Consider the following 26,791-nt stretch of genomic DNA (forward strand, 5'->3'; position numbering starts at 1 on the left):
TATTGAATCTCCGTCAAATCTGTTGGTACAACACGATTTATTATAGAGCCAAAATAATATAAAAAGCCTAAACTAGCATTGGCTAGTTTAGGCTTAGAGTGATTTTTATTCAACTGGTGTAATATCATTTTCGATAATAACTTTAATCGCATTATGTTCACTTGCTTTACCAAAAATTTCATATGCTTCTTCAATTTCACTTAATTTGAAGTAGTGTGTTACTAATTTTTCTGGTTGAATTTTGTTTGCTGCTAATGCTTGTAATAATTGAGGTGTTGTATTTGTGGATACTAAACCTGTTGTAATATTGATGTTGTGAATCCATAATCTTTCAATATCGAATAAAACAGGTTTTCCATGTACACCCGCATTTGCGATTGTTCCATCAATCGCAATAACTTTTTGACAGAAGTCAAATGTTGCAGGAATACCAACAGCCTCAATGGCTACATCGACACCACGGTTATCTGTTAATTCAAATACTTTTTGAATTGCTTCGTCAACATTAGAAGAATTGATTGCGTGTGTTGCACCAAATGACAATGCTCTTTCTAAACGGTTGTCATCAAGGTCAATCATAATGATTTTTGCTGGTGAGAAGAATTGAGCTGTTAATAAAGATGCCAATCCAACTGGTCCAGAACCAACGATTGCTACGGTACATCCTGGTGTTACTTTACCTTTAAGAACCCCAATTTCATATCCTGTTGGTAAAATATCTGATAACATTACTAATGCTTCGTCAGATAATTCTTCTGGTGTATGATATAAAGTTGCATCTGCATGTGGTACACGTAAAAATTCTGCTTGTGTTCCGTCGATTAAGTGACCGAAAATCCAACCACCTTCGTCTTCACAGTGTGCATAAATTCCTTTTTTACAGTAATAACATTTACTACATGAACATACACATGAAATAAGTACTTTATCCCCTTTTTTAAAGTTTGTTACTGCTTCACCAACTTCTTCCACAACACCAATACCTTCGTGTCCTAAAATAGTGCCACTTTTAACAGCAGGAACATCTCCTTTAATGATGTGTAAATCGGTACCACAGATTGTTGTTTTTACCATGCGAACAATAGCATCTGTTGGTTTTAAAATAACCGGTTTGTCTTTTTCTACAAATTTTGCTTCTCCTGGTTTAACATATGTATAGGCTTTCATAATTAACCACCTTTCTTCTATATGATTATATTATGCCACATTTTTTACAAAAAATACATAACTTTTAAATACAAAAATCATCGAATTTATTGTTTATTCGGCACAAAAATAAGATGCACTAACGAATGTGAAAAAGAAATATAATGAACAAAGCTATCACAACTTGAAAAAGCCCCACACTCAATCCATAAATAGCAAATTTAGGACCTTCTTTTAGGAATTTTTTTATATCCAGTCGTAATCCAATAGCGGCTAAAGCAATGGTTTCAAACCAACTGCTTACAAATTTTGCACTGGATACAAAAACTGGTAGTATCCCTATGGTACTATTGATAAGGCAAATCAATAAAAATAAGCACACATACCACGGAATAGGGAATGTTTGTCTTTTTTGGACAACTATTGGCGAATGATGTTTTTTAAACACTACTTTTTTACAAGCATATACAACAAATACTAAACACATAATACGTGTCATCTTGTATAGCATCGCAAATTTAACGGTTTCTTCGCTGACTAAGCTTGCTCCTGCCACTACTTGACCTACCGATTGCAATGTACCACCTAACAAGGCACTTTTGGACATCAAAGCATCTTGAAACAGTGCAGTCGCTAAAAATGGTAATGTTAACATCATCACAGTCCCTAATAAATTGACTAATGTGACAATTTGACCTTTCTCATCATCTTTAGCATGTATTGCCGGTGCAATAGCACCGATAGCTGATGATCCACATACAGCATTTCCTCCCGCCATCATCAAACTCATCTCATCATTAAACCCAATACGTCTTCCTAAAAAATAAGTTCCTATTAACACAATAGACATATTGAGGAAAATATATCCGACACCATTGATGCCCATTTGACTAATCGTTTGAAAAGTTACAGTAAATCCTAATAAAACAACAGAACACTCAAGAAGCTTACTTTCAGAAAATTTTGTTCCTTTATTAAATATTTGATGCTTTAAAACAGTATTACCAAATAAAATGCCTAACAAAATAGCTAATGTTGCTGGTCCTCCTATGGCAATATAGCTTGATACCATTTTTGCCATAACCGTGACAAAAAAAGCAGCTATTACACCTGGTAAAAGAGGTTTTATTGATATTTTCATATACTGACACTTCTTTCTAATCTTTTATGTTTATCTTACACAATATGCTCCCTTTTGAATAGGTATTTTACTAAATTCTAACAATCAATTATGAAATATACACTACGACTGAAATTTATCTGTTAATTTAATTTTTTATTAGATGTACTAATTTCGATTACTTTCTATTATTTAATAGTAAAAAAGCTTGAAATCAACACATAAACGTGTTAATTTCAAGCTTTTTCGTTAACTCTTTATTTATAAGACGGTTTGTCGAAACCTTTGAATTGTTCATCAATCACTTTGTTGAAATCATCTGATTTCACAACGTCGATAATGTCTTTTGCAAATTGTGCATCTTTGTCTTTTGTATTGACAACAACACGGTTACGATAATTGTCATCCATTTTTTCAAGAACAAGTGCTGTTGTTAAATCTAATCCAGATGCTAAAGCGAAGTTACCTGGTACAGCTGAAATATCAGAAGATTCGATAGCTCTTGGTAAACCAGCAGCTTCAATTTCGTTAAAGACTAAGTTTTTTGGATTTTCAGCAATATCTTTTTGAGAAATTTTCAATACATCTACATCCGCATTTAATTTTAATAAACCTTGTTGACTTAAAATATTATATGCACGTGCAGCATTTGTTGCATCTCCTGGTAATGATAACTCTGCTTTTTCTGGTAATTCAGATAATGATTTATATTTAGATGAGTAAATACCCATTGGTGCTGTTGGTACTTGAATTAAATCAGATAATTGTAAATTATTTTTTTGAGCAAAGTTTTTCATATAAATGATATGTTGGAATAAATTAGCATCTAATTCTCCAGCTGCTAAAGCATTATTTGGCTGTACATAATCTGTAAATTCTTTTACTTCTACTGTATAACCTTTTTTCTCTAGACCTGGTTTAATAGCTTTTTTCACCATATCCGCATAAGGTCCTGATGTTGCACCAATAACTAAATTTTTCTTTTCTTGTGGTTTCTCTTTGTCCGCTGCTTTTTCTGTTTGTGCACCACATGCCACTAATGTAACAGCTGATAAAGTTGTTAAGCCTAATAATAGTAATTTTTTAAATGATTTTTTCATATACATTCTCCTATTTCTTCGTTAATTCTGCTAATTTGTCGCCCGATATTTGAATAATTTGGACAACTAATACTAAAAAGACAATCGTCACAATAAGTGTCATATTATCATAACGATAATAACCATATCGAATAGCTAAATCACCAATCCCCCCTCCTCCAATTGCTCCAACAGTAGCACTATAAGCAATAATGTTAATAAGTGTTAACGTAATGCCTTGTATAATGCCATAAGTTGCTTCAGGTAGTAAGACAGAGGTAATGATTTGCCATGTTGAAGCTCCAGAAGCCACACTCGACTCCAAAACACCTTTGTCTATATTTCGCAAAGCCGTTTCAACTAAACGTGCCAATAATGGCACTGCCGCTACACTAAGCGGTACCACGGCTCCCATAGCACCTGTTGATTTTCCAACAAGTAATTTTGTAACAGGAATCAGAGCAACCATTAAAATAATAAATGGAATGGAACGTATCATGTTAATAATCATATTAGAAATGGCTCTCACTACATGATTTTTCCATATTAGCCCTTGACTTGTAATATAAAGTAAAATACCTAACGGAATCCCTAATACAATCGCAATGATAAGCGATAAACCTACCATAATGCTTGATTCCTGTATTGCTTTCACAAATTCTGGTCCAATTTCTTGAATAAATGTTTCAATCACAAGACGTCACCACCTTTACCTGTGATACGACACTTCTTAAATAACTTAGTGCCTTTTCCTTTTCTTCATCTTTTCCGGATAAAGCAATCGTTAAATGCCCCAATGGCTCATCTTGAATATACTCAATTTTTCCTTGCAAAATTGACACAGATACCTCAAATAAATCTTTTAGTTTATCAATAACCGGTTCTTCGGCATTATTGGAATGAAACACTAACGTTAAAAGAGTGTCTTTTTCATTATGATTAAACACTTGACTTGGTAGAGCATCATCATATAAACTCGCAACAAATTGTTTCATCAAATCTGATTGTGGATGTGCAAACAAGTCATACACACGATTGCTCTCAACAATGCGTCCTTTCTCCATAACAGCAACTTTATGACAAATGGATTTAATCACTTCCATTTCATGTGTTACCAGTACAATCGTAATACCTAATGATTCATTGATTTTTTTTAATAAAGATAAAATTTGTTTTGTTGTTTCCGGATCTAATGCACTCGTTGCTTCATCGCATAATAAAATCTTTGGATTATTTGCCAATGCTCTTGCAATACCGACACGTTGCTTTTGTCCCCCCGATAATTCTTTTGGATAACTCGTTGCTTTATCGGATAGCCCTACAAGCGTTAACAATTCATTGACACGAGTAGCATGTTCTTCTTTTGGTACATTTGCCGCTACTAAATTAAAAACAATATTTTCATAAACCGTCTTAGAGGCAATCAAATTAAATTGCTGAAAAATCATACCAATGCTTGCTCTAGCACGTCTTAATTCGTTTTTATTTAGCGTTGATAAATCCACACCGTCAACTTCTATTTTCCCAGATGTTGGCTGTTCTAAAAAATTGATACATCGAAGCAAAGTACTTTTTCCTGCTCCACTATATCCAATAATACCAAATATATCACCTTTTTCGATATGCAAGTTGACTTGATGTACGGCTTGTATTTCCTGTTTTTTCTGTTTAAACAGTACACTAACATCATCAATTTTTATCATATCAATCTCCTTTCTGCACAAAAAAACTCGTCCTTCATGAAGGACGAGTTTCACCCGTGGTACCACCTTTGTTTACTTATTCATCACTAAATAAGCCTCATACAGTTTAAAACTGTGACACGATAACGGGTGCTCCGTTTATTCCTAATAAGTTAGAATAACCACTCTAAGACCATTTCCATTAGCGATTATATTTGCTTTCACCACGCACAAACTCTCTACAATTATCCACTAATGTTCTTCTTTTCACTGCGTTTTATGAGAGAAATTATAATATTGACTCATCATTTTGTCAATATTTTTTTATTATAATCTACACAAAATTATGGTTGAACAATTCGACGCACATATTTTAATTCTTTTTCATAGGGTGTTCCTAAAATGGACATCATTTCTAAAGAGGCATTTTCATTTGGAGCGTGTAGCATGACACCTTTATCGACGTAAATACCTACATGATGTATACCTTGCTCATTTTCAAATAATAGTAAATCACCTAAAGACGCTTTATCTTTTGGTATCTCTATACCATCAAGCACTTGCTTCGTTGTATCTCTGGATACTTGAATATCTAATAAACGATACAAAGTATGTACCAAACCACTACAATCAAAGCCATTACCACTTGTCCCAGCCCATGTATAGTCTATCCCAATCAATGATTTTCCAATCGTCATCATCTCTTCTAATGAAGTCATAGATCCTCTCACGATTGCATCTGATTTTTGAATGGTCGCTTTTCCATTTAAGGTTTCCACAATAAAATCCGTTGCTGTTTCATCTACTAATGGTAAATAAGAACCGATTGATAATGTTATATCACTATTCTCTAATCGTCCTTTGGTCGTTGCTTTACTCACAACAATTTGTTTTTCAGCTCTTTTAAACGTTTCTGGAATATCAGATAAATCTTGAGTAAAGACCCACCCGATATACCCATCCACATCTTTACCATTAGGCTGTTGGAGTGCAACAACTTTTGTATAATCACCACTTGTTTCAAGTACCCTTACCGTATCGGCATACAGCAATTCTGAATCGACTAACTGGTCATGCAATAATTGAACACGCTGTTCATGATTTAACACATAAGGTTCTTTTTTCAATGCTTGCTCGTATAAAATATCTTTTACAGGATGTGATGTAGGTGCCTTAAATAAAAAAGTCGAAAAACGATTGACTACTTTTAATTGTTTCTCTGCCGTCCATTGATTAGATACTTGATTTGTATCTGTTTCTTGAACAACAGATTGTGTTTGATTCTGTTTCATCAATAAATAAATGAAAATAGAAAATATCATCAACAGTAAGACTACACCCATACCTATTAAATGTGTTTCTTTTTTCTTTACGTGTTTTTCAGTTCTTTTCATTCTCTCACCATTAACATTCTAATTTTGTGACATAATACGATTTGTCTTTTTATCAATCTTACACTTACAACCTAGATAACGTCAATATTTTTGAATGCTAAAAATGAACCGACAATGTTGAGTTGTCGGTTCACCATATCATATTTATGAATGTCGTCGTCTTTTTTATACTTCTAAAAAGGTGAACACATCTTTTGAAAATGTATCTGCATTTTGAAAAATAGAACCATGTCCTGCATTAGAATAAATAATCAGTTGACTACCCGAAATTTTTTCGTGCATATCATAAGAATTTTCGGTTGGCACTTGCATATCATTGTCGCCATTGACAATGAGCGTTGGTTGCGTAATAAAACGTAAATCATCACTTTGTGATTTCCCCCAACGTTTGATTGCTTTTAATTGTGTTAAGAAAGCAGACACTTTCATCGCTTTATCTGCATAGCTATCTTGTCTTATGTTCATGCGATTTAACACTTTTTCTGCCTCAAGTTTTCCTTGTTCATCATGATTATAGAAAATATAGCGTTTTGGATCGACACGCTCCAAACTCGCTTTTAACATATAGCGAAAAGTCTTACCAGTCACCTTATCTACTTCTTTACCTCCACGAGAAGCTGTTCCAGCTAAAATTAACTGATTGACCAATTCGTTGTTTAATCGAACGATTTCTTGTGCAATCATACCACCCATAGATAAACCCAGAAGATTGATTTTTTCATACCCAAGTTCTTGAATAATGGTAATAGCCTGCTCTGCCATTCCTGGAATAGTACCGGCTACTTTCCCCTCACTTGCACCAACACCAGGTAAGTCTAAAACAATGATATGTTGTTTTTCTGAAAGTAAATCAAGTAATTTTGGATCCCAATTATCCAAAGTAGCTGCTAAATGAATAAGCATTACCAAAGGTAGTGCTGACTTCCCTTTCCCAAGTTCTCTATACGCAATTCGGTTACCCGAAACCATAATATACTCATTTTTTGTTGTAATATACGACATATTTTCTCCTTTATACTAAATCACTCTAAAATGTTAATACTGTCTTACCTTTAGAACGTCCATTCGCTACTTTATCTAAAGCTTCATTCACTTGTTCAAATGGATAAACTGTATCAATAGACGGTTTAATCATACGTTCACTAAAAATATCAGCAACTTCTTGTAATTGTTCTCCATTACTTTCTACAAAAATAAAATGATAGTGTACACCATATTGACTTGCCATTTTATCAAATTTGCGGCCTGCCAATCCAAATAAAAATTGTTTCCACTTTGGTAAATGCATTCGTTTGGCAAAATCACCATTTGGCATGGCACGTAAAGAAACGAGATGTCCACCTTTTTTCATAATAGACATTTGTTTCTCTGTTTCTTCTCCACCAAGGGTATCTAAAACATAATCAACTTCCTTTAATAAATTTGTATAATCTTCTTTTTTGTAGTCAATAAAACGGTCAGCACCTAAAGCTAACACACGGTCTTCATTGACACCATCTCCATTCGTAATAACGGTTAGACCTTTAGCTTTTGCAATAGGAATTGCCATGCCTCCAACGCCGCCTGTGCCTCCAGAGATGAAAATAGTTTTTCCCGCTTTTGCATCCATCAATGCCAAAGACTGCATAATAGTTAATGCTGTAAGAGGAATAGCCGCTGCCTCAATATCTGTTAAATATTCAGGGACTTTGGCTAATGCTGATGCATCAACAGCAACAAATTCTGCAAAGGCTCCAATGCTATTTAATGGTAAACGAGCAAAAACACGATCTCCTACATGAAATGTTTTGACATTTGATCCTATTTTTTCAACAAAACCGACTACTTCATTACCTGCCGTTTGTGGTAATTTATATGGAACAATCATCTTTACTTCACCACGAGAAATCATATTGTCAACAGGATTTACACCAGCTGAAACGACTTTCACTAACACTTGATGCGGTTTAATTTCAGGTATATCCATTTCTGTTAAAGTTAAGGTAATATTTTCTTTATGATAAGTTGTATGTTGTGCTACTTTCATTTTGTATTCTCTCTTTCTTTTTGTGTACTTGTATCTGATTCAAGTCTATCTTTATGTTTAATAAAATCTGACTATTATATTAGTCAGATACGATTTTGTCCTACTTCTTGATAAAGATTATGAATGACATCATCTAATGTTTGTTTTGATAGCTGGTTTTCTAATAGACGTTCAGCATCTGAAAAAATAGGAAACATAGCTTTTTCAATATGTTTTCCAACAATACATTCCCTATTGGCATGTTGGTGAATTTGAAAAAGACTAATAGTGTTAACTTCTTGTGTTGCATAATAAATTTCTAATAAAGAAATTTCTTTGGCAGTCTTACTAAGTTCATAGCCTGATTTTCCTTGTCGAGATGTTAAAAGACCTGCATTTTTCAATAGTGCAATCACCTTACGAATATAACTTGCATTTGTTCCCACACTTATTGCCAATGACTGAGAACTTAATACTTCCTTACTTTCGCTAATCATCGTCAAAATATGAAGAGCAACAGAAAATTTTGTATCCATAACGGCTCCTTTCGTAGTTGTATCTGATACAAGAACAACTTTAACATAAAAATATTTTTTTGACAAGCTTTTTTGATAACAAAAATAAAATAAAAATGACTTTTTATAAATATCTATCATCTTTCTAAGAAAATAAGACAATATATCCCGTCTTTATTTTAAATAGTTGCGATAAACAAAATATGTGCTAATATAATTTATAACAAATGAACTAGAAAGGACAAAACATAATGTCTACTTTACACACATTACAACAAACTTTAGCACATCAACAAGTTGATTTATGCTTTATACAAAATCCAAGTACTATTGGTTATTTAACAGGATTTCATAGCGAACCACACGAACGAGTGTTTATGCTTATCCTTGTACCAAATGATAAACCATTACTAGTCTTACCTGCTTTAGATTATGAATTAGCTAAAGAAAGTACAACAGGATTACAATTTTTACCCCACTTTGACAGTGAAAATGTTTGGGAAAAATTGGCACAAACATTACGCCCATATATTTCTCAAGCAAAAAAAGTATCTATTGAGAAAAACTTTGTCACAATGCAAACATTAGAACATTTAACACGTATCTTACCAACCATTCAATTTACGCACGATGTTTCAAGTACGATTGAACAATTAAAACTAATCAAAACACCAGAAGAAATCACTTTATTAAAAGAAGCAGGAAAAACAGCCGACTTAGCTACTAAAATTGCCGCTCAAACATTACAAGAAGGCATTACAGAAAGTGCTGTTATTGCAGAAATTGAATACCAACTAAAAAAACAAAACGTATCCAAAATGAGTTTCGACACAATGGTACTTTCTCAAGCAAACGCAGCAAATCCACATGGTAACCCAGGCTTAAATAAAATTCATTTTAATGAATTTGTACTCGTTGACTTAGGTACAATGCACCAAGGGTACGCTAGCGACATGACACGTACACTATTCTTTGGTGATAACCTATCCAGTGAACAAGAAAAAATTTATAACATTGTTCTTGAAGCACATCACACAGCAAGAGATATGGCAAAAATTGGTATGACTGCTAGCGAATTAGATGCTATTGCCAGAAATATTATTACAAAATACGGATATGGCGATTATTTCACACATCGCCTAGGCCATGGTATTGGACAAACCGTTCATGAATTTCCGTCTATTGCCTCTGGCAATGATTTTGTACTTCAAGAAAATATGTGCTTCTCTATTGAACCAGGTATTTATATTCCTGGAAAAATCGGTGTTCGTATTGAAGACTGCTTCTACCTAACACCAACAGGTGCACAATCCTTTACTTTTAGCCCGTACTCTCTAAATTGGAAAGATTATATTTAATGAAAACAGAGATAATCGACATGCTTACCAGTTCGATTATCTCTGTTTTATCATTCTAAATATTTTTAACATTAAATGAAGAAAGTTTTTTGAAATAAATTCGGCTCTTTTTATTTTAGGTCAATTCGTATTTTTCAATACTTTTATATCATTTGTTCAGACACAAAACGTGCGTATGTTTCATGTGTTTGTAAAAGTTCTTCATGTCTACCTTGTCCAGTAACACAATTATTTTCTAAGAAATAAATTTGGTCGGCATCTACAACTGTTGATAATCTATGAGCTATGACAACAATCGTACGATACTCTTTTAATTTCTTTAAACTTTGATTGATTTTATACTCTGCATCAGCATCTAAATTTGCTGTTGCTTCATCAAACAGAATATAAGGAGAATCTTTCAAATAAGCTCTTGCTATTTGCAATCTTTGCTTTTGTCCTCCAGAAAGTAATTTGCCATTTTCTCCAACTTGACTATTCAACCCTTCGGATAATTGTTTTATTTCATCTGTAAGAGATACCATGGACAATGCTTCGTCTAAGTCTTTGTCTGTCACTAGTTTGTCTATCCCAAAGCAAAGATTTTCACGAATGGTACCAGAAAGAACAGCATTGGATTGTGCCACTAAAGCAAATAATTGTCGCCAATTTCGTAAATCATATTGATAAATATCTTTTTCACCGATTTCAATACTTCCTCCTGTAATATCATAAAATCTTAAAAGGAGATTGATAATAGTTGATTTACCAGCACCAGACGGACCAACAATCGCAATTTTTTGATAAGGTTTAATGATTAGATTCACTTTATCTAATACAGGCTTATCAGAAGAATAACTAAACGATACATCTTTAAATTGAATGGTTTCAACATTCATAGAAATTTCTGTTCCTTCATACTCCTCACTAGGTATTTCTAATAAATTCATTATTTCTGTTGTAGCACCCTTTTGTTTCGCAAATTCTGCAGAAACAGACGATAATGTACCTATTGGATTTAAAAGTTGCAACAAATAAATAATAAAGGAAACTAATGTACCAACACTTAAATCTCCTAACGCTACTCTCTGACCACCATATAAAAATACAATAGCTATAACACCAAAAATAAAAAGTAGTGCAAATGGTGATTCAAACGATAGTACTAAATCTGTTTTTAAAGCGTGTTTTCGGATAGAATCTACTCTTTTTTCTTGTTTAGTTGCGATACTTTTCTCTGCAACATTTGCTTTAATCATTTCTATCTCCTGAAAAGATTCAGCAATATTCCCACTTAGTAAACTTGTTTCTTCTTGAAGTGATTTATTTGCTTTTTCACTAATATTAGAAATTGGTATAATCAACAACGCCATAATAGGTAATGTAATAATCAAAACGAGAGAAAGTTTCCAATCCAAATACAATAATACACTCACTGTTCCAATTAGAATGATAATACTTGCCACTAATTGTGGTATACTTTTTATCAAAAAATCTCTAATAACAAGTGTATCATTCACAATTCTAGAAGCTAACTCTCCACTTTTTCGATAATGAAAAAAACTCATTTTCTTACTATAAAATTGACTGATTAAATGCTTTCTAAGTGAAGCAACTTGATTCTCACCTGCCACAGCAAATACGTAATTACCAAATGACAAAATTAATGCTTGAAGTAGTAACATACCTATGAGAATACCTAAACTATTTATATCCAAAGAAGTATCTGAATCAACCACTTTTCTTAAAAAAAGAGGAATGATTAAATTTGTTAAAGATGATGCAATAACCAAAATAACTCCGAGAGACATTTTATGTGTCCACACCCACAATTTATTTTTTTTCATATAGTAACTCCTTTCAATATCTTACAATTAATAGGTCCTATTAAAAAAACAAGTAATAAAGTATACAAACAGAAGCTAAATTCTCCTAATAAATTTTATCAATAGATACAACAAATACCGACTGATAATTCATATAAAACTGAAATTTTTTAATTGCTTGTTCCTTCTCCTCAAATAATTGAAATAAAAATCCTTTTAAACAATATTATATATATTGGCAAATATTTAAAATTCTCCATCAATATAGAGCTTATTTATCAGCTGTTTGCATCACACACATTAAACCTTTTTCAAAAGAAAACGTCATCGTGTCTGTTAAAAACTCATTGCTGATTAAAGAAACAGGATACTCATAATTGGCTTTGTTCAAAGGATATTTCGCATTAATTAAACTCAATGCTTTTAAGGGGGTCATACCAATAAAGGACAAATATTTTTTCGTTTTGTCGTGTGTTAACGTATACTCTCCCGGTTCATAAAAACGTATCGTATTGCCCTTTTCAATCAAACGAAATTTTGTCAACCACTTTTGAAAACGTGATTGGTACACAAACCACAGATTACAAATCAAGTGGTCAATACGTCCACCACTTAAAGAACCCAAAATGATAATTTCTTCAATATCATCGTCATTTTCTTGGCTTAACACATGCATAAGAGCATACTGCAAATCAGTATCATCCTTTTCACAAGGCAACACAATACTCTCTTTACTATCCGGTTTCTCAACCGAATCAAAATCTCCAATAGCCCAGTCCAGCACATACCCAGCATCTACTAAGCGTTTGGCACCAGCATCAACACCAATTAACATATCATACGAGATTGTTTTTAAATATGCTAAATCAGGGTCTGGTGCTCCAGCACAAAAAACAATTTTTTTACCCATATTACTGCACGGCTTTCAAACTTAAAATAGCTTGCTCTATATTTGGTGCATTGTAAATATAAGAGCCTGCGACAACAATATCCACACCTGCTTCGTGACATAATTGAGCAGTTTTATCATTGATACCTCCGTCTACCTCAATGACATAGGTATACTTTCTTTCTTTACGCAATGTATCTAATTGTCTAATTTTATCTAATGTTGACGTGATAAACGCCTGACCACCAAAACCGGGATTTACTGTCATGACAAGCACTAAATCTACATCTGCTAAAATAGGTTCAATTGCACTTACTGGTGTCGCAGGATTGATAACAACTCCAGATTTTACACCAGCCTGTTTAATTTGTTGTAAAACACGGTGTAAATGTGTACACGCTTCATAATGAACGGAAATAATATCCGCACCCGCTTTAGCAAAAGCGTCAATATACTGATCAGGATTTGAAATCATTAAATGACAATCCAATGGTAAATTGGTAACTTTGCGAAGTGCTTCAACAATATTTGGTCCTAATGTTAAATTAGGTACAAAATGTCCGTCCATTGCATCAATATGAATCAAATCAACTCCATAGTGTTCAACTAATTTAACATCTCTTTCTAAATTGGCAAAATCTGCACTTAAAATAGACGGTGCTACTTGCATCTATATTCCTCATTTCTTTTTAGTTTATTCTTTTTAACTATTTTTTATAAATTATTTTTTTGTTTTTTATTTCATCATGAAATTGTACATAATGCTGATAACGTTGATTTAAACCTACATTCGTATCGAGTTGTTTCTTCACAGCACAATGCGGTTCGTGCGTGTGTAAACAACCACGGAATTGACAGTCCTGCTTAAATGTAAAAAAGTCAACAAAACATTGTTCTAGTTCTTGTAATGACATATCAAAAAAATCAATGGCACTAAACCCGGGTGTGTCTGCGATAAAGCACCCCTCCACATCATGTACTTCTACATGCCTTGTTGTATGACGACCACGTCCCAAATGTGTTGAAATATCTCCTGTTTTCAAATCTAATTCAGGTAATAGCTCATTTAAAAGTGTTGATTTACCTGCTCCCGATTGTCCCATTAAAACCGAAAGCTTACCTTGTAAAACATTTTTTAATGTTGATAATACATTTTCTTGGTGTGAATAAAAGACTGTATATCCTAATTGCTCATAATACTGACACATTTGATGTATAGACGTCCTATCTTCTATTAAATCACATTTGCTTACATAAATAACAGGTTGTATCATCAGCTGTTCCAATGTCACAATAAACCGATCTAATAAAAAACTAGAAAAATCCGGTTCAATAGCCGACATCACGATAATGCCTTTATCCACATTGCAAATAGGCGGTCGAACGAGTTCATTTTTTCTTGGAAATAGCTTTAATAATACACCTTCTTTGTCATTAGTACTTTCAAACTCAACAAAATCTCCAACCAAAGGTTTTTGATTGCTTGCACGGAAATTTCCTCTCCCTCGTGTTTGATACACTTTTTGATTAGCTTCCACATAATAAAAACCACTTAACGCTTTAATAATTTGTCCTTTTATGCCTATCACCTCATTTATTTACTACAATTCTATCATAAAGTACCTACTCGGAACAGATAAATCATTTTCTATTTAAAAAATATGATAAGATAATCTTCACTCATCTATTAGTATTTTTGAATATACATTTAATCTTATATTGATTATACCATATTAACAGAACAATACGAACGATCGACTATACTTGTCTTTATACCAAACCGTGTTGGTGGCTTTCAGCCACCAACACGGTTTTACGAAGTACCATAAAAACACAAAAAGCACCCTAAGGTGCTTCTCGTATGACTATTCAACGTCTTCTTTAATGTCTTCAACAGATTCTTTTACATCTTCTACAACTTCTTCAGCTGTATCTTTTACTTTTTCTGCTTTAAATGATAGTTGAGATTTCAAACCTTCAACATTTTCTTTTAATGTGCCACGTAATTCTTCTGTTGATTGTAAAGCCGCTTCTTTTAATTCTTGACCTTTAATGCTTGCTAGTTCAACATAATCTAAAGCAACAGCTTTTAAATCTTCTGCTTTATCAGCAATATCTTCACGTAATTCTTCACCTTTTTTAGGTGCGTATAATAATGCTACAACAGCTCCTGTTGCCGCTGCTAAAACAGTTGTAAATACATATTTTAATTTCATGTTATTCTCTCCTTATCTCATTAAAATTTTTTGATTGTTGTTGGTTTTTTCTTTGTTGTCGATTTGAAAATTTTGCTGACTGCACTTCCCATTTTCACAACAGACTTACTTGCTTGTTTTTTTCTTAAAACAAATGATTTTGATAAATTGTTCGCAGATGTATTCACATTTGAAACAGATACACCTAATTCACCCAATGCTTTAAAAACAGGATCTGTTTGTTCTAATTTACCATTGATGTCATTGACTAAATAATTCGCTTTATTTAATAAGCCTTCAACTTCGATTGATAAACTATCAACATCTTTTGTGACAATATCAAGACTATTTTTTACTTCATTCAATAATTGATTTGTTGTTTTAACAACACCCATCAATCGTTGTATAAATAATACTAATACAATCACTAACACAATGCAAGCAACTAACAACAAAGATAATAAAATATTATTAAAGCCCATAATGTTCTCCTTGTTCTATGTTTTTCTGTTTTCTTTTTCTCTTTTCTTGAATGATACGTGATAAATCAGTAATCACTGGTAACTCAATTCTAAAAGTAGAACCACTACCTACAACACTTTCAACACTAATACTTCCTTTGTACCCTTCAATCAATTCTTTTGCAATGGATAAGCCTAAACCATTTCCGCCTTTATGACGAGATCTAGCTTTATCAACTCTGTAAAATCTCGCAAATACTTCCTTCATGTCTTTTTCAGAAATACCTTCTCCAAAATCTTGAACAGAAATTTGTACATTATTCAATGTTTTAGATAAAGACAAATGTATTTGAGGAATATCCGTTGAATATTTCACAGCATTATCCAATAAAATAATCAAAACTTGTTCTAAGTGATGACGAGAAATAGATACCCAAATTTCTGTTTCATCTTTAGGATAATCATTCTCAAGTTGAAACTTAAATTTCGGATGAATAAGCTCAAAATTATGATGAACTTGGTTGACTAAACCAACGACTTCTGTCATTTCATTTTTGTAGTGAATACCAACTTGTTCAGCTCGAGATAAATCTAACATTTCTTGTACTAATGTTTTCATTCTTCCTATCTCTGATAAAGAAGCTGTCAATGATTCTTCTAAAACTTTAGGATCATCTTTTCCCCAACGATTTAATAATTGCAAATGCCCTTCAACAATGGCAACCGGCGTTCTTAATTCATGAGAAACGTCCTCCACAAATCTTTTTTGATGTGTGATATACATAGCCATTGTATCCAATAAATCATTAAAACCAATGGATAGATCTGTTAGCTCATCGCTTTTTCTTCTTGATAAATCCATACGTTTATCAGAAAGTGCATCTTCTTTTAACTCTGCCATAATATCTGTCATGTGCTTAATTGGTTTAAAGAAAATATAAGCAACAATATTTCCTGCAATCATACAAATAACAATCGCAATCAAAGTAATAAAACCATATGTTTTATAAATATTGTTAACATGTTGATAATAGTGATTCAATCCAAATATCAGTTGCATATATCCTTTTGATTCTTGCGTTTTTTCATCAATAATGGCATGGGTTGTAATAACAACGTCTTTTTTATTATTTTTTATAACAGATAATTCATCATTTTTTGGACTAAATACTATTTTAGGAAAAGGCAAACTTTCATAAATTAGTCTATTTTCCGTATTAAAAATTCTCACTTCAATATTATCATTTGTAAAATGATAAGGTATAGCAGCCGTCGTTGAAAATTCTGTTTGACGTGTAGATGTTGTAAAGAAATCATGAAGATTTTGTTCGTTTAAAGGTTCAGATGATTGAGATAAAATACGGACCATTGTTTGAGAATATTGCGTAATTAAATTTATCTCTGATGAAAAAACCTGATCCTTTAAAAAGAGAACCATGACATAAGAAATAGATAAGTATAATAAAGAAAAAATAATACTTAACATACCTGCCCATTTCCAACGTAATGACAAGTTATTGGAAAATAACTTTTTTATCATGACCTCATAACATATCCTGTACCACGTACAGTTTGCACATAACTTTTTTGATTAGGTCTATCAATTTTATTTCTCAAATAACGAACATATACATCTACAACATTTGTTTCAACTTCTGGTTTATATCCCCAAACACGTTCTAATAGCACATCACGAGATAAGACAACATTGATATTTTCCATTAAGGTTAACAACAATTCATATTCACGTTTTGTTAAATCAATCACTTCACCGTCACGTTTTACAATACGATTTTCTTTTTCAATCATTAAATCTTTATACGTTACAACCGTTTGTTTTTGATTTTTAGCATCATCTGCTAAATCAATACGTCTAAATAGAGAGCGTAAACGTGCCAATAATTCTTCTATGGCAAAAGGTTTTACGATATAATCATCTGCCCCTTGATCTAATCCAGATACTCTATCTAAAACAGAATCTCTCGCTGTCATAATGATAATAGGCGTTTCTTTCGTTGGTCGTATACGACGACAAACTTCTAACCCATTCAATTCAGGTAACATTAAATCTAATAAAATAACATCCCACTCTTTATTTAATGCTGCGTCTAAACCGCTGCGTCCGTCATGATAGATTTCCGTTTCGTACCCCTCATGTTTTAATTCTAACTCTACAAAACGTGCTAAATTCTTTTCATCTTCAATAATCAAGACACGCTTTTTATCTGTGTGTTCCATGCTTTTCTTCCTTTCATAAAAAGTTCGATATTACTTAATAATATCATACATTAAAACGGATAAATTTACCATTAAAATTACTTTTTATTGTTCAAAAAACTCTTTATATAGTGCACGAACCGCTCTATGTTCGTCTTGGGGTGCAATACCAAAAATAATACTTACTTCTGATGACCCTTGGTTAACCATTTGAACGTTGACATTTGCATTGGCAAAAGCGTTTGCCGCACGTGCAAGCGTCCCTACTGATTCAACCATTCCTTCCCCTACAATCATAACTAAACAAATTGGATCTTTGAAGCGAACTTCATCAGCATTTAATTCATATTTTAATCGTTGTAATAAAATAGCACTTTTCTCAGGAGATAATTGATTATCACGAATTAAAATGGTAATATCGTCAATTCCTGATGGCATATACTCATAACTAATATCTAATTCATCACAAATTTTTAATGCTCTACTCCAAAAACCAACTTCTCTATTCATCAAATATTTTTCAATATAGACTGTTGTAAAGCTAGGCATACTTGCAATACCAGATACTGTATGCACTGATTTTGGAACACTTTTCGTGATTAATGTTCCCGCTGCTGTTGGATTATTCGTATTCTTTACACGAACTGGAATCCCCTCTGAAAAGGCAGGTTGTAAAGCTTCATCATGCACTACACTAAAACCAGCATAAGACAATTCACGCATTTCACGATATGTTAAATGTTCTAATTGAATAGCATTTTTTACAATATTTGGATTAGCTACACAAATACCGTCAACATCTGTAAAGTTTTCATATAATAAAGCACGTACCCCTTTGGCAACAATCGCTCCTGTAATATCTGAGCCACCTCTTGAGAATGTCACCAGTTTTCCATCTAGTGTATACCCAAAAAAGCCTGGAAAAACAACGATTTCTTTATAATTTCTTAATTTTTTTAAATTTTCATACGAAATAGGTAATACATTGGCATTTCCTGGTTCGTCACTCACGAATAATCCTGCATCTTTTGGATTGACATAAACAGCAGGTAAACCCTCTTTTCTAAAATAGGCAGCAATGAGCTTTGCATTATTATCTTCTCCGCTTGCTTTTAAAGCGTCCATAAAATACGATGGTTGTGACATATCACTTGTTATTAAAGTATGTAAATTTTCTTTTATATCCTCTAAAACAGGTTCTTCTATTTGTAAATCAGTAACCATTTGTGCATAACGTTCTAATACATGTTGAAACTGTGCGGAATAATCTTGATTATTTAATGCTTGTTCTCCTAATGCAATGAGCATATCCGTTACTTTCTCATCATCTTTAAATCTTTTTCCAGGTGCAGATACAACAACTAAACGGCGATCTGCATCAGATTTTATAATTTGAAATACTTTTTTTATTTGTTCTGCCGAGGCTAATGAACTCCCACCAAATTTAACAACTTTCATTTTATTTCCTCCATAATATGCTGATGTTTAAACTTGTTTTTGACCTTGTGTCATATAAATCGTTAAAATAGAAATATCCGCTGGATTTACACCACTAATACGGCTAGCTTGCCCTAATGTTTCTGGTTGAATGAGTTTCAAACGTTGTCTTGCTTCTGTTGCTAGACCATTGATTGTATCATAATCAATAAATGCTGGAATTTTTTTCTCTTCCATTTTTTTCAATCGTTCTACTTTCTCAATCGCTTTAGCAATATATCCTTCATATTTTATTTGAAGTTGCACTTGTTCGTGAATATCTCGTGGCAATGTATTTTCCAACGGTGCAAACTGTAAAATATCTGAATAAGTTAATTCAGGGCGTTTTAATAAATCTGATGCTAATACACCGTCTTTTAACTCTGCAGATTGTTTTTCTTGTAAAAAGGTTTGTAGTGCCTCTGTTGGTTTCAAACGTGTCGTTCTTAAACGTTCAATCTCTTCTTTAACAGATTCTTTTTTGTGTAAAAAGGCTTGATAACGTGTATCTGTGACTAATCCAATTTGATGTCCAATATCCGTTAAACGTAAATCGGCATTATCGTGACGTAATAACAAGCGATATTCCGCACGTGATGTTAATAAACGATACGGCTCAATCGTTCCTTTTGTCACCAAATCATCAATCATCACACCAATATATGCATCACTACGTTTTAAAACAAGGGGCTCTTTTCCTTGTACGCTAAGAGCAGCATTGATACCAGCAATCAACCCTTGACCTGCTGCTTCCTCATATCCAGATGTCCCGTTCATTTGTCCTGCTGTAAATAAATGCTTAATTAACTTTGTTTCTAAAGACGGACGAAGTTGATGTGGTTTAATCACATCGTACTCAATCGCATATCCTGTACGCATCATTTTCGCATGTTCCAATCCCTCAATAGAATGCAACATATCTTCTTGTACCTCTTCAGGCAAAGAAGATGACAAACCTTGTACGTATACCTCTTCTGTATGTTCTCCTTCTGGTTCTAAAAATAGTTGATGACGAGGTTTATCACTAAAACGAACAATTTTATCTTCAATGGACGGACAATATCTCGCACCAACACCTTCTACAATACCTGTAAACATCGGTGCACGATGTAAATTGCCACGAATAATCTCATGTGTTTTTTCATTCGTATACGTTAACCAACAAGGAATTTGATCGTAACGATACTCACTATCTTTTGTTTCAAAACTAAAATGATTTGGCGTATCATCACCCGGTTGAATTTCTGTTTTTGTATAATCAATCGTTGAAGATAAAACACGTGCTGGCGTTCCAGTTTTAAACCTTGCTAATTCAAAACCTAATTCCTCTAAATGCTCTGATAATTTAATAGACGGCTGTGAATTATTTGGACCAGACGAATAAACAACTTCTCCAATTATAATTTTCCCACGTGAACTTGTTCCTGCTGTTAACACAACAGCTTTTGCACGGTATACAGCACCTGTATGTGTCATGACACCACAACATGTATTATTTTCAACAATCAAACGTTCTACTGTGCCTTGACGTAGCGTTAAATGTTCTTGTTTTTCAATGGTATGTTTCATTTCTTGTGCATATAAATGTTTATCAGCTTGAGCACGTAATGCTTGTACCGCAGGCCCTTTACCAGTATTTAATAAACGCATCTGAATATACGTTTTATCAATATTTTTTCCCATTTCTCCACCAAGAGCATCAATCTCACGTACCACAACACCTTTTGCTGGTCCTCCAATGGAAGGATTGCACGGCATAAACGCAACCATATCTAAATTGATTGTTAATAATAATGTGTCTTGTCCCATACGTGCTGAGGCAAGAGCTGCCTCCGAACCGGCATGTCCTGCTCCAACAATAATGACATCATAATGTCCTGCTTCATACATTTCAACCATATATATCTCCTTAACTCTATTGATTTTTTATTCTTTTCGTATTCATTTCAAATCATTTGAACGCATACTATTTTTTCTTTGTTATATATACTCTTATTGCTTACTTAACACAAACTTTAAAGCTGATTAATTTTATTTTCCTAAACAAAATTGACTAAATAGCTCTGTCAATAATTCATCTTGAACCGTATCTCCTGTAATTTCACCTAACAGTTCCCAAGCTCTTGTAAAATCAATTTGAATTAAATCGACTGGCACTTCTAAATCAATAGCTTGTAAAACATCTTTCAATTTTTCAATGGCTTGTTGAATGAGCGTAATATGTCGCACATTCGATACATACGTCGCATCTTTATCATTTACTTGTCCAGCAAAAAACCACTCTGCAATTTTTTCTTCTAATTTATCAATACCTTGATTATTTAATACGGATAAAGGAATCACATTATCCATATCAGTATATGGCAATAACTCCTCCATATATAACTGACTAGGCAAATCTATTTTGTTTAGTAAAATTAAACGTTTCATACCTTTTGTCATCTCTAATAATGATTTATCTTCATCTGATAATTGTTCAGATTGATTTAAAATCAATATAATAAAATCGGCATCAAGAATAGCTTTCTTACTACGTTTCACACCAATTTGTTCGACCACATCATCCGTATCACGAATACCTGCTGTATCAACTAATTTTAGTGGAACACCTCGCACATTTACATATTCTTCAATCGTATCTCTTGTTGTACCAGCAATATCTGTTACAATCGCCTTATCTTCTCTTAATAAGCGATTTAATAAACTTGATTTCCCAACATTTGGACGCCCAATAATTGCTGTTTGTAAACCGTCACGCAAAATTTTACCTTGCTGTGCTGTCTGTAATAGATACTCTAATTTTTCTTTGACATCTATTGATTTTTCTTTTAATAGTGCCAGAGTCATTTCTTCAACTTCGTCATATTCGGGATAATCAATATTCACTTCAACTTGCGCCAATGTATTTAAAATGTCTTGACGTAACTGGCGAATCAATGATGATAAATGACCGTCTACTTGTTTTAATGCGACAGACATAGATGTATCTGTTTTTGCACGAATTAAATCCATAACCGCTTCAGCTTGAGATAAATCGATTCGCCCATTTAAAAAAGCACGTTTTGTAAATTCGCCTGGTTCTGCTAATCTCGCACCTTGCTCCAAAACCGTTTGTAACACTTTGTTGACAACAACAATCCCACCGTGGCAATTTATTTCAACAACATCCTCTTTTGTAAACGTCTTTGGTGCTTTCATCACACTAACCATAACTTCATCAATCTGTTGTAATGACGTTGGATGTTGAATATGTCCATAATGAATGGTATGTGACGGTACTTTTGTTAAATCTTTTTCTTTAAATAATGTATTCGCAATATCAATAGCCTTTTCTCCCGATAGACGCACAATACCAATAGCTCCCTCACCTAATGCTGTTGAAATTGCTGCAATTGTATCAAATTCAAACATGTTTTCACCTTTTCTATATAAAATAAAAGTGCAAACGACGCCTAGTAAAACTAAGACGAAGATGCACTTTCACTGCTCTTCATATTAACAGTTATATCATAACAAAACATTGTAAAAATGCAAGTCATTCATAACAAATTCATATCTTTTAGCACTAAATATCTTCAATACGATTGAAAAAAACAAATACTGCTTTAAGCGGTTTATATACTATAAATAAATAAATGATATTTAAAAGCATTGTTGGGATTACTTTGTTCACAAGATAGCCGAAAAAACTCATATCTACACTCCCTATCGCTAAAGCAACAAAAAACTGTAATAGATTACACAAAAAATTACTAAAAGCAACAACTAAAACTAATGTTAAAAAGGTTTTTTCTAATTTTGGCTCAATCTGTTTAATCATATACAGAATAGCCACAAATGTGACTGTATAAAAAGACAATACTGAAGCATAATACGCATCATAAATCAAACCAAATACAATAGCTAATAAAACACCATGACTTCTTGGTATCCAAAAATTTATCATGATAAGCATGGTTAAAAAGAGTTGTGTCACCATAATAAAATCAGGTGTAAAAAACATATTTTTTGTATATACAGATATTACACCGTCAAAAATAATAGCTGCCAATAACAAAATCGGAATAAAGAGATAATCTACGATATAACGTTTCATTGGCTAACACTCTCACTTCCACGTTTAATGACAGTGACATATTTAATATCATAATGATCACTCGTTGGTGTCACCATGACTTCTTTAAATAATCCCGTATTATCGACTGCTACCGAAGAAACTTTTCCAATCGCTAAAGAGCTAGGGCCTACACCGTTCATACCTGATGTCATCACATTTTGCCCTTCTTTTATATCTGCGTCTAAACGTACATTAGACATCACATACATTTTTGACTTACTATCATATTTGTTAATGACACCATATTCTGTTTTATCTCCAATTTGTATCATTGCAGAAACAGAAATATTGGTAGATTGTACACTTGTTAATAATCCGACTTTTGCACTCGTCGCATTTACAGAAATAATACGACCAATTAATCCATTATTTCCCATAACAAGCATACCAACCTGTAATTGTGCATCTGTTCCTTTGTCAATAATTAATTGTTCATTCCACATATCTGGTGTTCGTGCAATAACAGCACTCACAACAGTTGTGTAATCTGATAAATTCCCTTTTAATTCAAGTGCTTTTTTTAGTTGTTCATTTTCTTTTTCTAATGTTTCATTTTTAGATTGTAATTCAAATAAGTGATCAATATGAGATTTCAATACTTTATTCTCTTCATAAGTACTGAATAATCGAGAAATAGACTCTCCGAGTCCATTTACCCATTCAACAGGTTTACCAAAAATACGATTAACTAAACTAATAGATTCATTCCCTGTTGACAAAATCGTATTTTGACCTCCATTAAATGTAGATAGTACTGCTAAAGCAATAAACACTACCATTGTGACGACAAAAAAAAGTAACTTTCTATTATTAAAAAATTTATTCAATCTTTTTCCTCCTTGTCGTCTTTCACATGATACAATCATACCACCACATACAAATTTTTTCATTACAAATTTACTATTTTTTGAAAATTTTTTATAAACGAAAAAAACAAAAAAACTATTCGAGAAAAAAACAAACATTATTTTTTGTTTTTACCGAATAGTTCCCATTATTTTTCTAAAACATTTATGCTAATTCAATTTTGATGATTTTAACTTTCATCACACCCCCAGGAGTGTCGATAGCTACTTCATCATTTAATTTTTTACCAATCAACGCACGAGCAATTGGAGAATCATTAGAAATTTTACCTTCTAACGGACTTGCTTCTGCTCCACCTACAATCGTATATGTTTCTTCTTCCCCGTCTGGTAACTCAATAAAAGTGACTGTACGTCCTAAAGATACTTCATCTTTAGCAATATTATGATCATCAATAATTTCTGAGAAACGTAACATTTTTTCAATCGTTGTAATACGACCTTCTACAAATGCTTGTTCATCTTTTGCTGAATCATATTCAGAGTTCTCAGATAAATCACCATAACTACGAGCTACTTTTATACGATCAATAATTTCTGGTCTTTTCACTAATTTTAACTCTTCCAATTCAGCTTCTAATTTTTGTTTCCCCTCAAGCGTCATTGGATATGTTTTTTCTTCCATGTTGTTTACACAACCTTTCATTCATAATTCAAAGTAGTAGCAATAAGATACCATGAACTGATTAGAAAATCAATTCAAAATTAAAAAATATATTGCTTATATCAAAAACTTATAAATTATCACTAAAAATTTTCGTATGTTTGTACATTATTGATAGTGTTATTTACTTTTTATGCAATAAGTCTTTAGCGTGTAATAATGCAGTATCTGTAATATCATCACCAGCTATCATACGTGCAATTTCAACTATTCTTTCCTCTATTGTTAATAGTGATACATATGTTTTTGTTCTATCCTCAACAATTTCTTTTTTCACAACTAAATGATGATCAGCAATTGCTGCTACTTGAGGTAAATGTGAAATACATAATACTTGTGTATCATGAGCAATCAAAGACATTTTATTTGCAATCGCTTGAGAAACACGTCCACTTACTCCTGTATCAATCTCATCGAAAATGACGGTTGAAATACCTTGTGTTTTTGTGAAAATTGTTTTTAAAGCAAGCATCATACGTGATAACTCCCCGCCACTAGCTACTTTAGCTAAAGGTTTTAAAGGCTCACCAATATTTGTCGCAATTAAAAATTCAATATCATCAATACCATTGGCCTTAAATTTCACTTTATCTTGATGTTCTTTAAAATGTACTTTAAACATCACTTTATCCATATATAAATCAGACAATTGTGTATGAATACTTTGTTCTAAAATCATTGCTTTTTCTTTTCTTAATGTTGATAATACTGTAGCACTTTCAAGTAATAACTCTCTATCTTTTAAAAAGGTTTGTTGTGCTTTTTGCAAATAACTGTCTTTATTTAATAATGTATCTAGTTCCAATTTAATAGCATCATAATAAGCACGCACCTCATCAATCGTCTGCTTACCAAAAGATTGTTTTAACTGATCCAATTCATTTAAACGGTCATCAAAAGCTTTTACCGTTTCTTCATCGTATTCAATTATTTCCAATGCTTTAGCAATATCTTTAGATACTGTTTGTACTTGTTCATAGACATCATTTAATACAGTATCAACATGATGATACGCATCTCCTAAAAGGGACAATTCAGATATAGCTTTAGACAATAATTCTTTCACACTAATATTATCATCTGACAAAAGCATATCGACATTTGTCAATGCTCTTAGTCTTGTCACATCTTCTTGTATCTGTTTTAACGTTTGTTCCACTTGTACATCTTCATGCTCTTTTGGATTTACTTTTTCAATCTTTTTAATCTGGGATTCCAATAAAGAAATTCTGTTTGTGTCTTGCTTATCCGATACCATCAATTCTTTCAATGTTTTTCTTGATGACGTATACGCTTGATATAGTTGACGATAACGATCCATTTCCTTGGATATCTCTTGCCCTCCAAACACATCTAACATGAACAAATGTTGCGTATCGTCCATTAAATGTTGATGCTCATGTTGACCATGAATATCAATTAAAGAAGAACCTATTTCTTTTAAAATTGATACTGTCACCAAAATACCATTGATACGAATCGTATTCTTACCCGTTTTATGTAATTCTCGATAAACCATTAACTGATTATCCTCATAAGGAATATGATGCTTTTCAAGCATTTTTTGTGTTTCAATCAAATTATCAATATCAAATAAACCTTGAAGAATAGCTTTATCTTGCCCGAAGCGAATGTACTCACTTGAACCTCTTGCTCCAACAATCAATGACACCGCATCAATAATAATGGATTTCCCTGCTCCAGTTTCTCCAGTCAATACCGTCATACCAGAAGAAAAATCAACTGTTAATGCCTCAATAATCGCAAAATTTTGAATAGACAATGTTTGTAACATCACGTCA

25 protein-coding genes and 1 other annotated feature are annotated in these 26,791 nt (G+C 32.8%); of the genes, 1 reads left to right on the top strand and 24 read right to left on the bottom strand.

Features of this window, described 5'->3' with window-relative positions; genetic code table 11:
• Positions 1–105: 105 nt before the first annotated feature.
• From H1220_05620 to H1220_05660, 9 genes are all read right to left on the bottom strand, one after another.
• Positions 106–1,167 (bottom strand): zinc-dependent alcohol dehydrogenase family protein, encoded by a 1,062-nt coding sequence (locus H1220_05620; GenBank protein ID QMI85206.1) that lies wholly within the window; start codon positions 1,165–1,167, stop codon positions 106–108.
• 118 nt (positions 1,168–1,285) lie between these two features.
• A complete protein-coding gene (locus H1220_05625; GenBank protein ID QMI85207.1) occupies positions 1,286–2,287 on the bottom strand; it encodes a putative sulfate exporter family transporter in 1,002 nt (333 codons plus the stop codon).
• Positions 2,288–2,523: 236 nt separating this feature from the next.
• The gene (locus H1220_05630) at positions 2,524–3,366 is read right to left on the bottom strand and encodes a hypothetical protein (protein QMI85208.1); all 843 of its coding nucleotides are present in this window, start codon (positions 3,364–3,366) and stop codon (positions 2,524–2,526) included.
• A 10-nt stretch (positions 3,367–3,376) separates the two neighbouring features.
• Entirely contained in the window at positions 3,377–3,973 is a 597-nt protein-coding gene (locus H1220_05635) for an ABC transporter permease (GenBank protein QMI86668.1), read from the bottom strand.
• 58 nt (positions 3,974–4,031) lie between these two features.
• On the bottom strand, positions 4,032–5,048 hold the full coding sequence (locus H1220_05640) for an ATP-binding cassette domain-containing protein (protein ID QMI85209.1): 1,017 nt from the start codon (positions 5,046–5,048) through the stop codon (positions 4,032–4,034).
• Between the two features lie 36 nt (positions 5,049–5,084).
• Positions 5,085–5,307: a binding site (T-box leader), on the bottom strand.
• Between the two features lie 64 nt (positions 5,308–5,371).
• A complete protein-coding gene (locus tag H1220_05645; GenBank protein QMI85210.1) occupies positions 5,372–6,421 on the bottom strand; it encodes a C40 family peptidase in 1,050 nt (349 codons plus the stop codon).
• Between the two features lie 165 nt (positions 6,422–6,586).
• Complete coding sequence (locus tag H1220_05650) at positions 6,587–7,423, bottom strand: alpha/beta hydrolase (protein ID QMI85211.1); 837 nt, start codon at positions 7,421–7,423, stop codon at positions 6,587–6,589.
• Between the two features lie 25 nt (positions 7,424–7,448).
• Positions 7,449–8,447 carry an NADP-dependent oxidoreductase gene (locus H1220_05655; GenBank protein ID QMI85212.1) on the bottom strand — a complete coding sequence of 333 codons (999 nt, stop codon included), beginning with the start codon at positions 8,445–8,447 and terminating at the stop codon, positions 7,449–7,451.
• Between the two features lie 83 nt (positions 8,448–8,530).
• Positions 8,531–8,962: an Rrf2 family transcriptional regulator gene (locus H1220_05660; protein ID QMI85213.1), complete on the bottom strand. Its 432-nt coding sequence runs from the start codon at positions 8,960–8,962 to the stop codon at positions 8,531–8,533.
• Positions 8,963–9,192: 230 nt separating this feature from the next.
• On the opposite strand from H1220_05660, the gene H1220_05665 reads away from it, so the two are divergent.
• Positions 9,193–10,299, top strand: coding sequence for an aminopeptidase P family protein (locus H1220_05665; GenBank protein QMI85214.1), 1,107 nt, complete (start codon positions 9,193–9,195; stop codon positions 10,297–10,299).
• 143 nt (positions 10,300–10,442) lie between these two features.
• On the opposite strand, the gene H1220_05670 is transcribed toward H1220_05665, so the two are convergent.
• The 15 genes from H1220_05670 to recN form a co-directional block, all read right to left on the bottom strand.
• Positions 10,443–12,089 carry an ABC transporter ATP-binding protein gene (locus tag H1220_05670; protein ID QMI86669.1) on the bottom strand — a complete coding sequence of 549 codons (1,647 nt, stop codon included), beginning with the start codon at positions 12,087–12,089 and terminating at the stop codon, positions 10,443–10,445.
• 286 nt (positions 12,090–12,375) lie between these two features.
• On the bottom strand, positions 12,376–13,014 hold the full coding sequence (locus H1220_05675; protein QMI85215.1) for a thiamine diphosphokinase: 639 nt from the start codon (positions 13,012–13,014) through the stop codon (positions 12,376–12,378).
• A gap of 1 nt (position 13,015) precedes the next feature.
• A complete protein-coding gene (locus H1220_05680; protein QMI85216.1) occupies positions 13,016–13,663 on the bottom strand; it encodes a ribulose-phosphate 3-epimerase in 648 nt (215 codons plus the stop codon).
• A gap of 37 nt (positions 13,664–13,700) precedes the next feature.
• Positions 13,701–14,573, bottom strand: coding sequence for a ribosome small subunit-dependent GTPase A (gene rsgA / locus H1220_05685; GenBank protein QMI86670.1), 873 nt, complete (start codon positions 14,571–14,573; stop codon positions 13,701–13,703).
• Positions 14,574–14,858: 285 nt separating this feature from the next.
• Positions 14,859–15,209, bottom strand: a complete 351-nt coding sequence (locus tag H1220_05690; GenBank protein ID QMI85217.1) for a YtxH domain-containing protein — start codon at positions 15,207–15,209, stop codon at positions 14,859–14,861.
• A gap of 20 nt (positions 15,210–15,229) precedes the next feature.
• Positions 15,230–15,670, bottom strand: coding sequence for a DUF948 domain-containing protein (locus H1220_05695; protein QMI85218.1), 441 nt, complete (start codon positions 15,668–15,670; stop codon positions 15,230–15,232).
• Positions 15,660–17,189 (bottom strand): HAMP domain-containing histidine kinase, encoded by a 1,530-nt coding sequence (locus tag H1220_05700; GenBank protein QMI85219.1) that lies wholly within the window; start codon positions 17,187–17,189, stop codon positions 15,660–15,662. Before H1220_05700 ends, H1220_05695 begins: the two co-directional genes overlap by 11 nt.
• Entirely contained in the window at positions 17,186–17,887 is a 702-nt protein-coding gene (locus tag H1220_05705; GenBank protein QMI85220.1) for a response regulator transcription factor, read from the bottom strand. The genes H1220_05700 and H1220_05705 overlap by 4 nt, the downstream gene beginning before the upstream one ends.
• 84 nt (positions 17,888–17,971) lie before the next feature.
• The gene (locus H1220_05710; GenBank protein ID QMI85221.1) at positions 17,972–19,324 is read right to left on the bottom strand and encodes an aspartate kinase; all 1,353 of its coding nucleotides are present in this window, start codon (positions 19,322–19,324) and stop codon (positions 17,972–17,974) included.
• A gap of 27 nt (positions 19,325–19,351) precedes the next feature.
• On the bottom strand, positions 19,352–21,241 hold the full coding sequence (gene mnmG / locus H1220_05715; protein ID QMI85222.1) for a tRNA uridine-5-carboxymethylaminomethyl(34) synthesis enzyme MnmG: 1,890 nt from the start codon (positions 21,239–21,241) through the stop codon (positions 19,352–19,354).
• 132 nt (positions 21,242–21,373) lie between these two features.
• Positions 21,374–22,753 carry a tRNA uridine-5-carboxymethylaminomethyl(34) synthesis GTPase MnmE gene (gene mnmE, locus H1220_05720; protein QMI85223.1) on the bottom strand — a complete coding sequence of 460 codons (1,380 nt, stop codon included), beginning with the start codon at positions 22,751–22,753 and terminating at the stop codon, positions 21,374–21,376.
• Between the two features lie 154 nt (positions 22,754–22,907).
• A complete protein-coding gene (mreD, locus tag H1220_05725; protein ID QMI85224.1) occupies positions 22,908–23,438 on the bottom strand; it encodes a rod shape-determining protein MreD in 531 nt (176 codons plus the stop codon).
• On the bottom strand, positions 23,435–24,286 hold the full coding sequence (mreC, locus tag H1220_05730; GenBank protein ID QMI85225.1) for a rod shape-determining protein MreC: 852 nt from the start codon (positions 24,284–24,286) through the stop codon (positions 23,435–23,437). The genes mreD and mreC overlap by 4 nt, the downstream gene beginning before the upstream one ends.
• Before the next feature lie 184 nt (positions 24,287–24,470).
• Positions 24,471–24,950, bottom strand: coding sequence for a transcription elongation factor GreA (greA, locus tag H1220_05735; protein QMI85226.1), 480 nt, complete (start codon positions 24,948–24,950; stop codon positions 24,471–24,473).
• A 163-nt stretch (positions 24,951–25,113) separates the two neighbouring features.
• Positions 25,114–26,784, bottom strand: a complete 1,671-nt coding sequence (gene recN / locus H1220_05740; GenBank protein QMI85227.1) for a DNA repair protein RecN — start codon at positions 26,782–26,784, stop codon at positions 25,114–25,116.
• Between the last annotated feature and the right edge of the window lie 7 nt (positions 26,785–26,791).

It is taken from the genome of Carnobacteriaceae bacterium zg-84 (genome assembly GCA_013874835.1).
GTDB lineage: Bacteria > Bacillota > Bacilli > Lactobacillales > Aerococcaceae > WM01.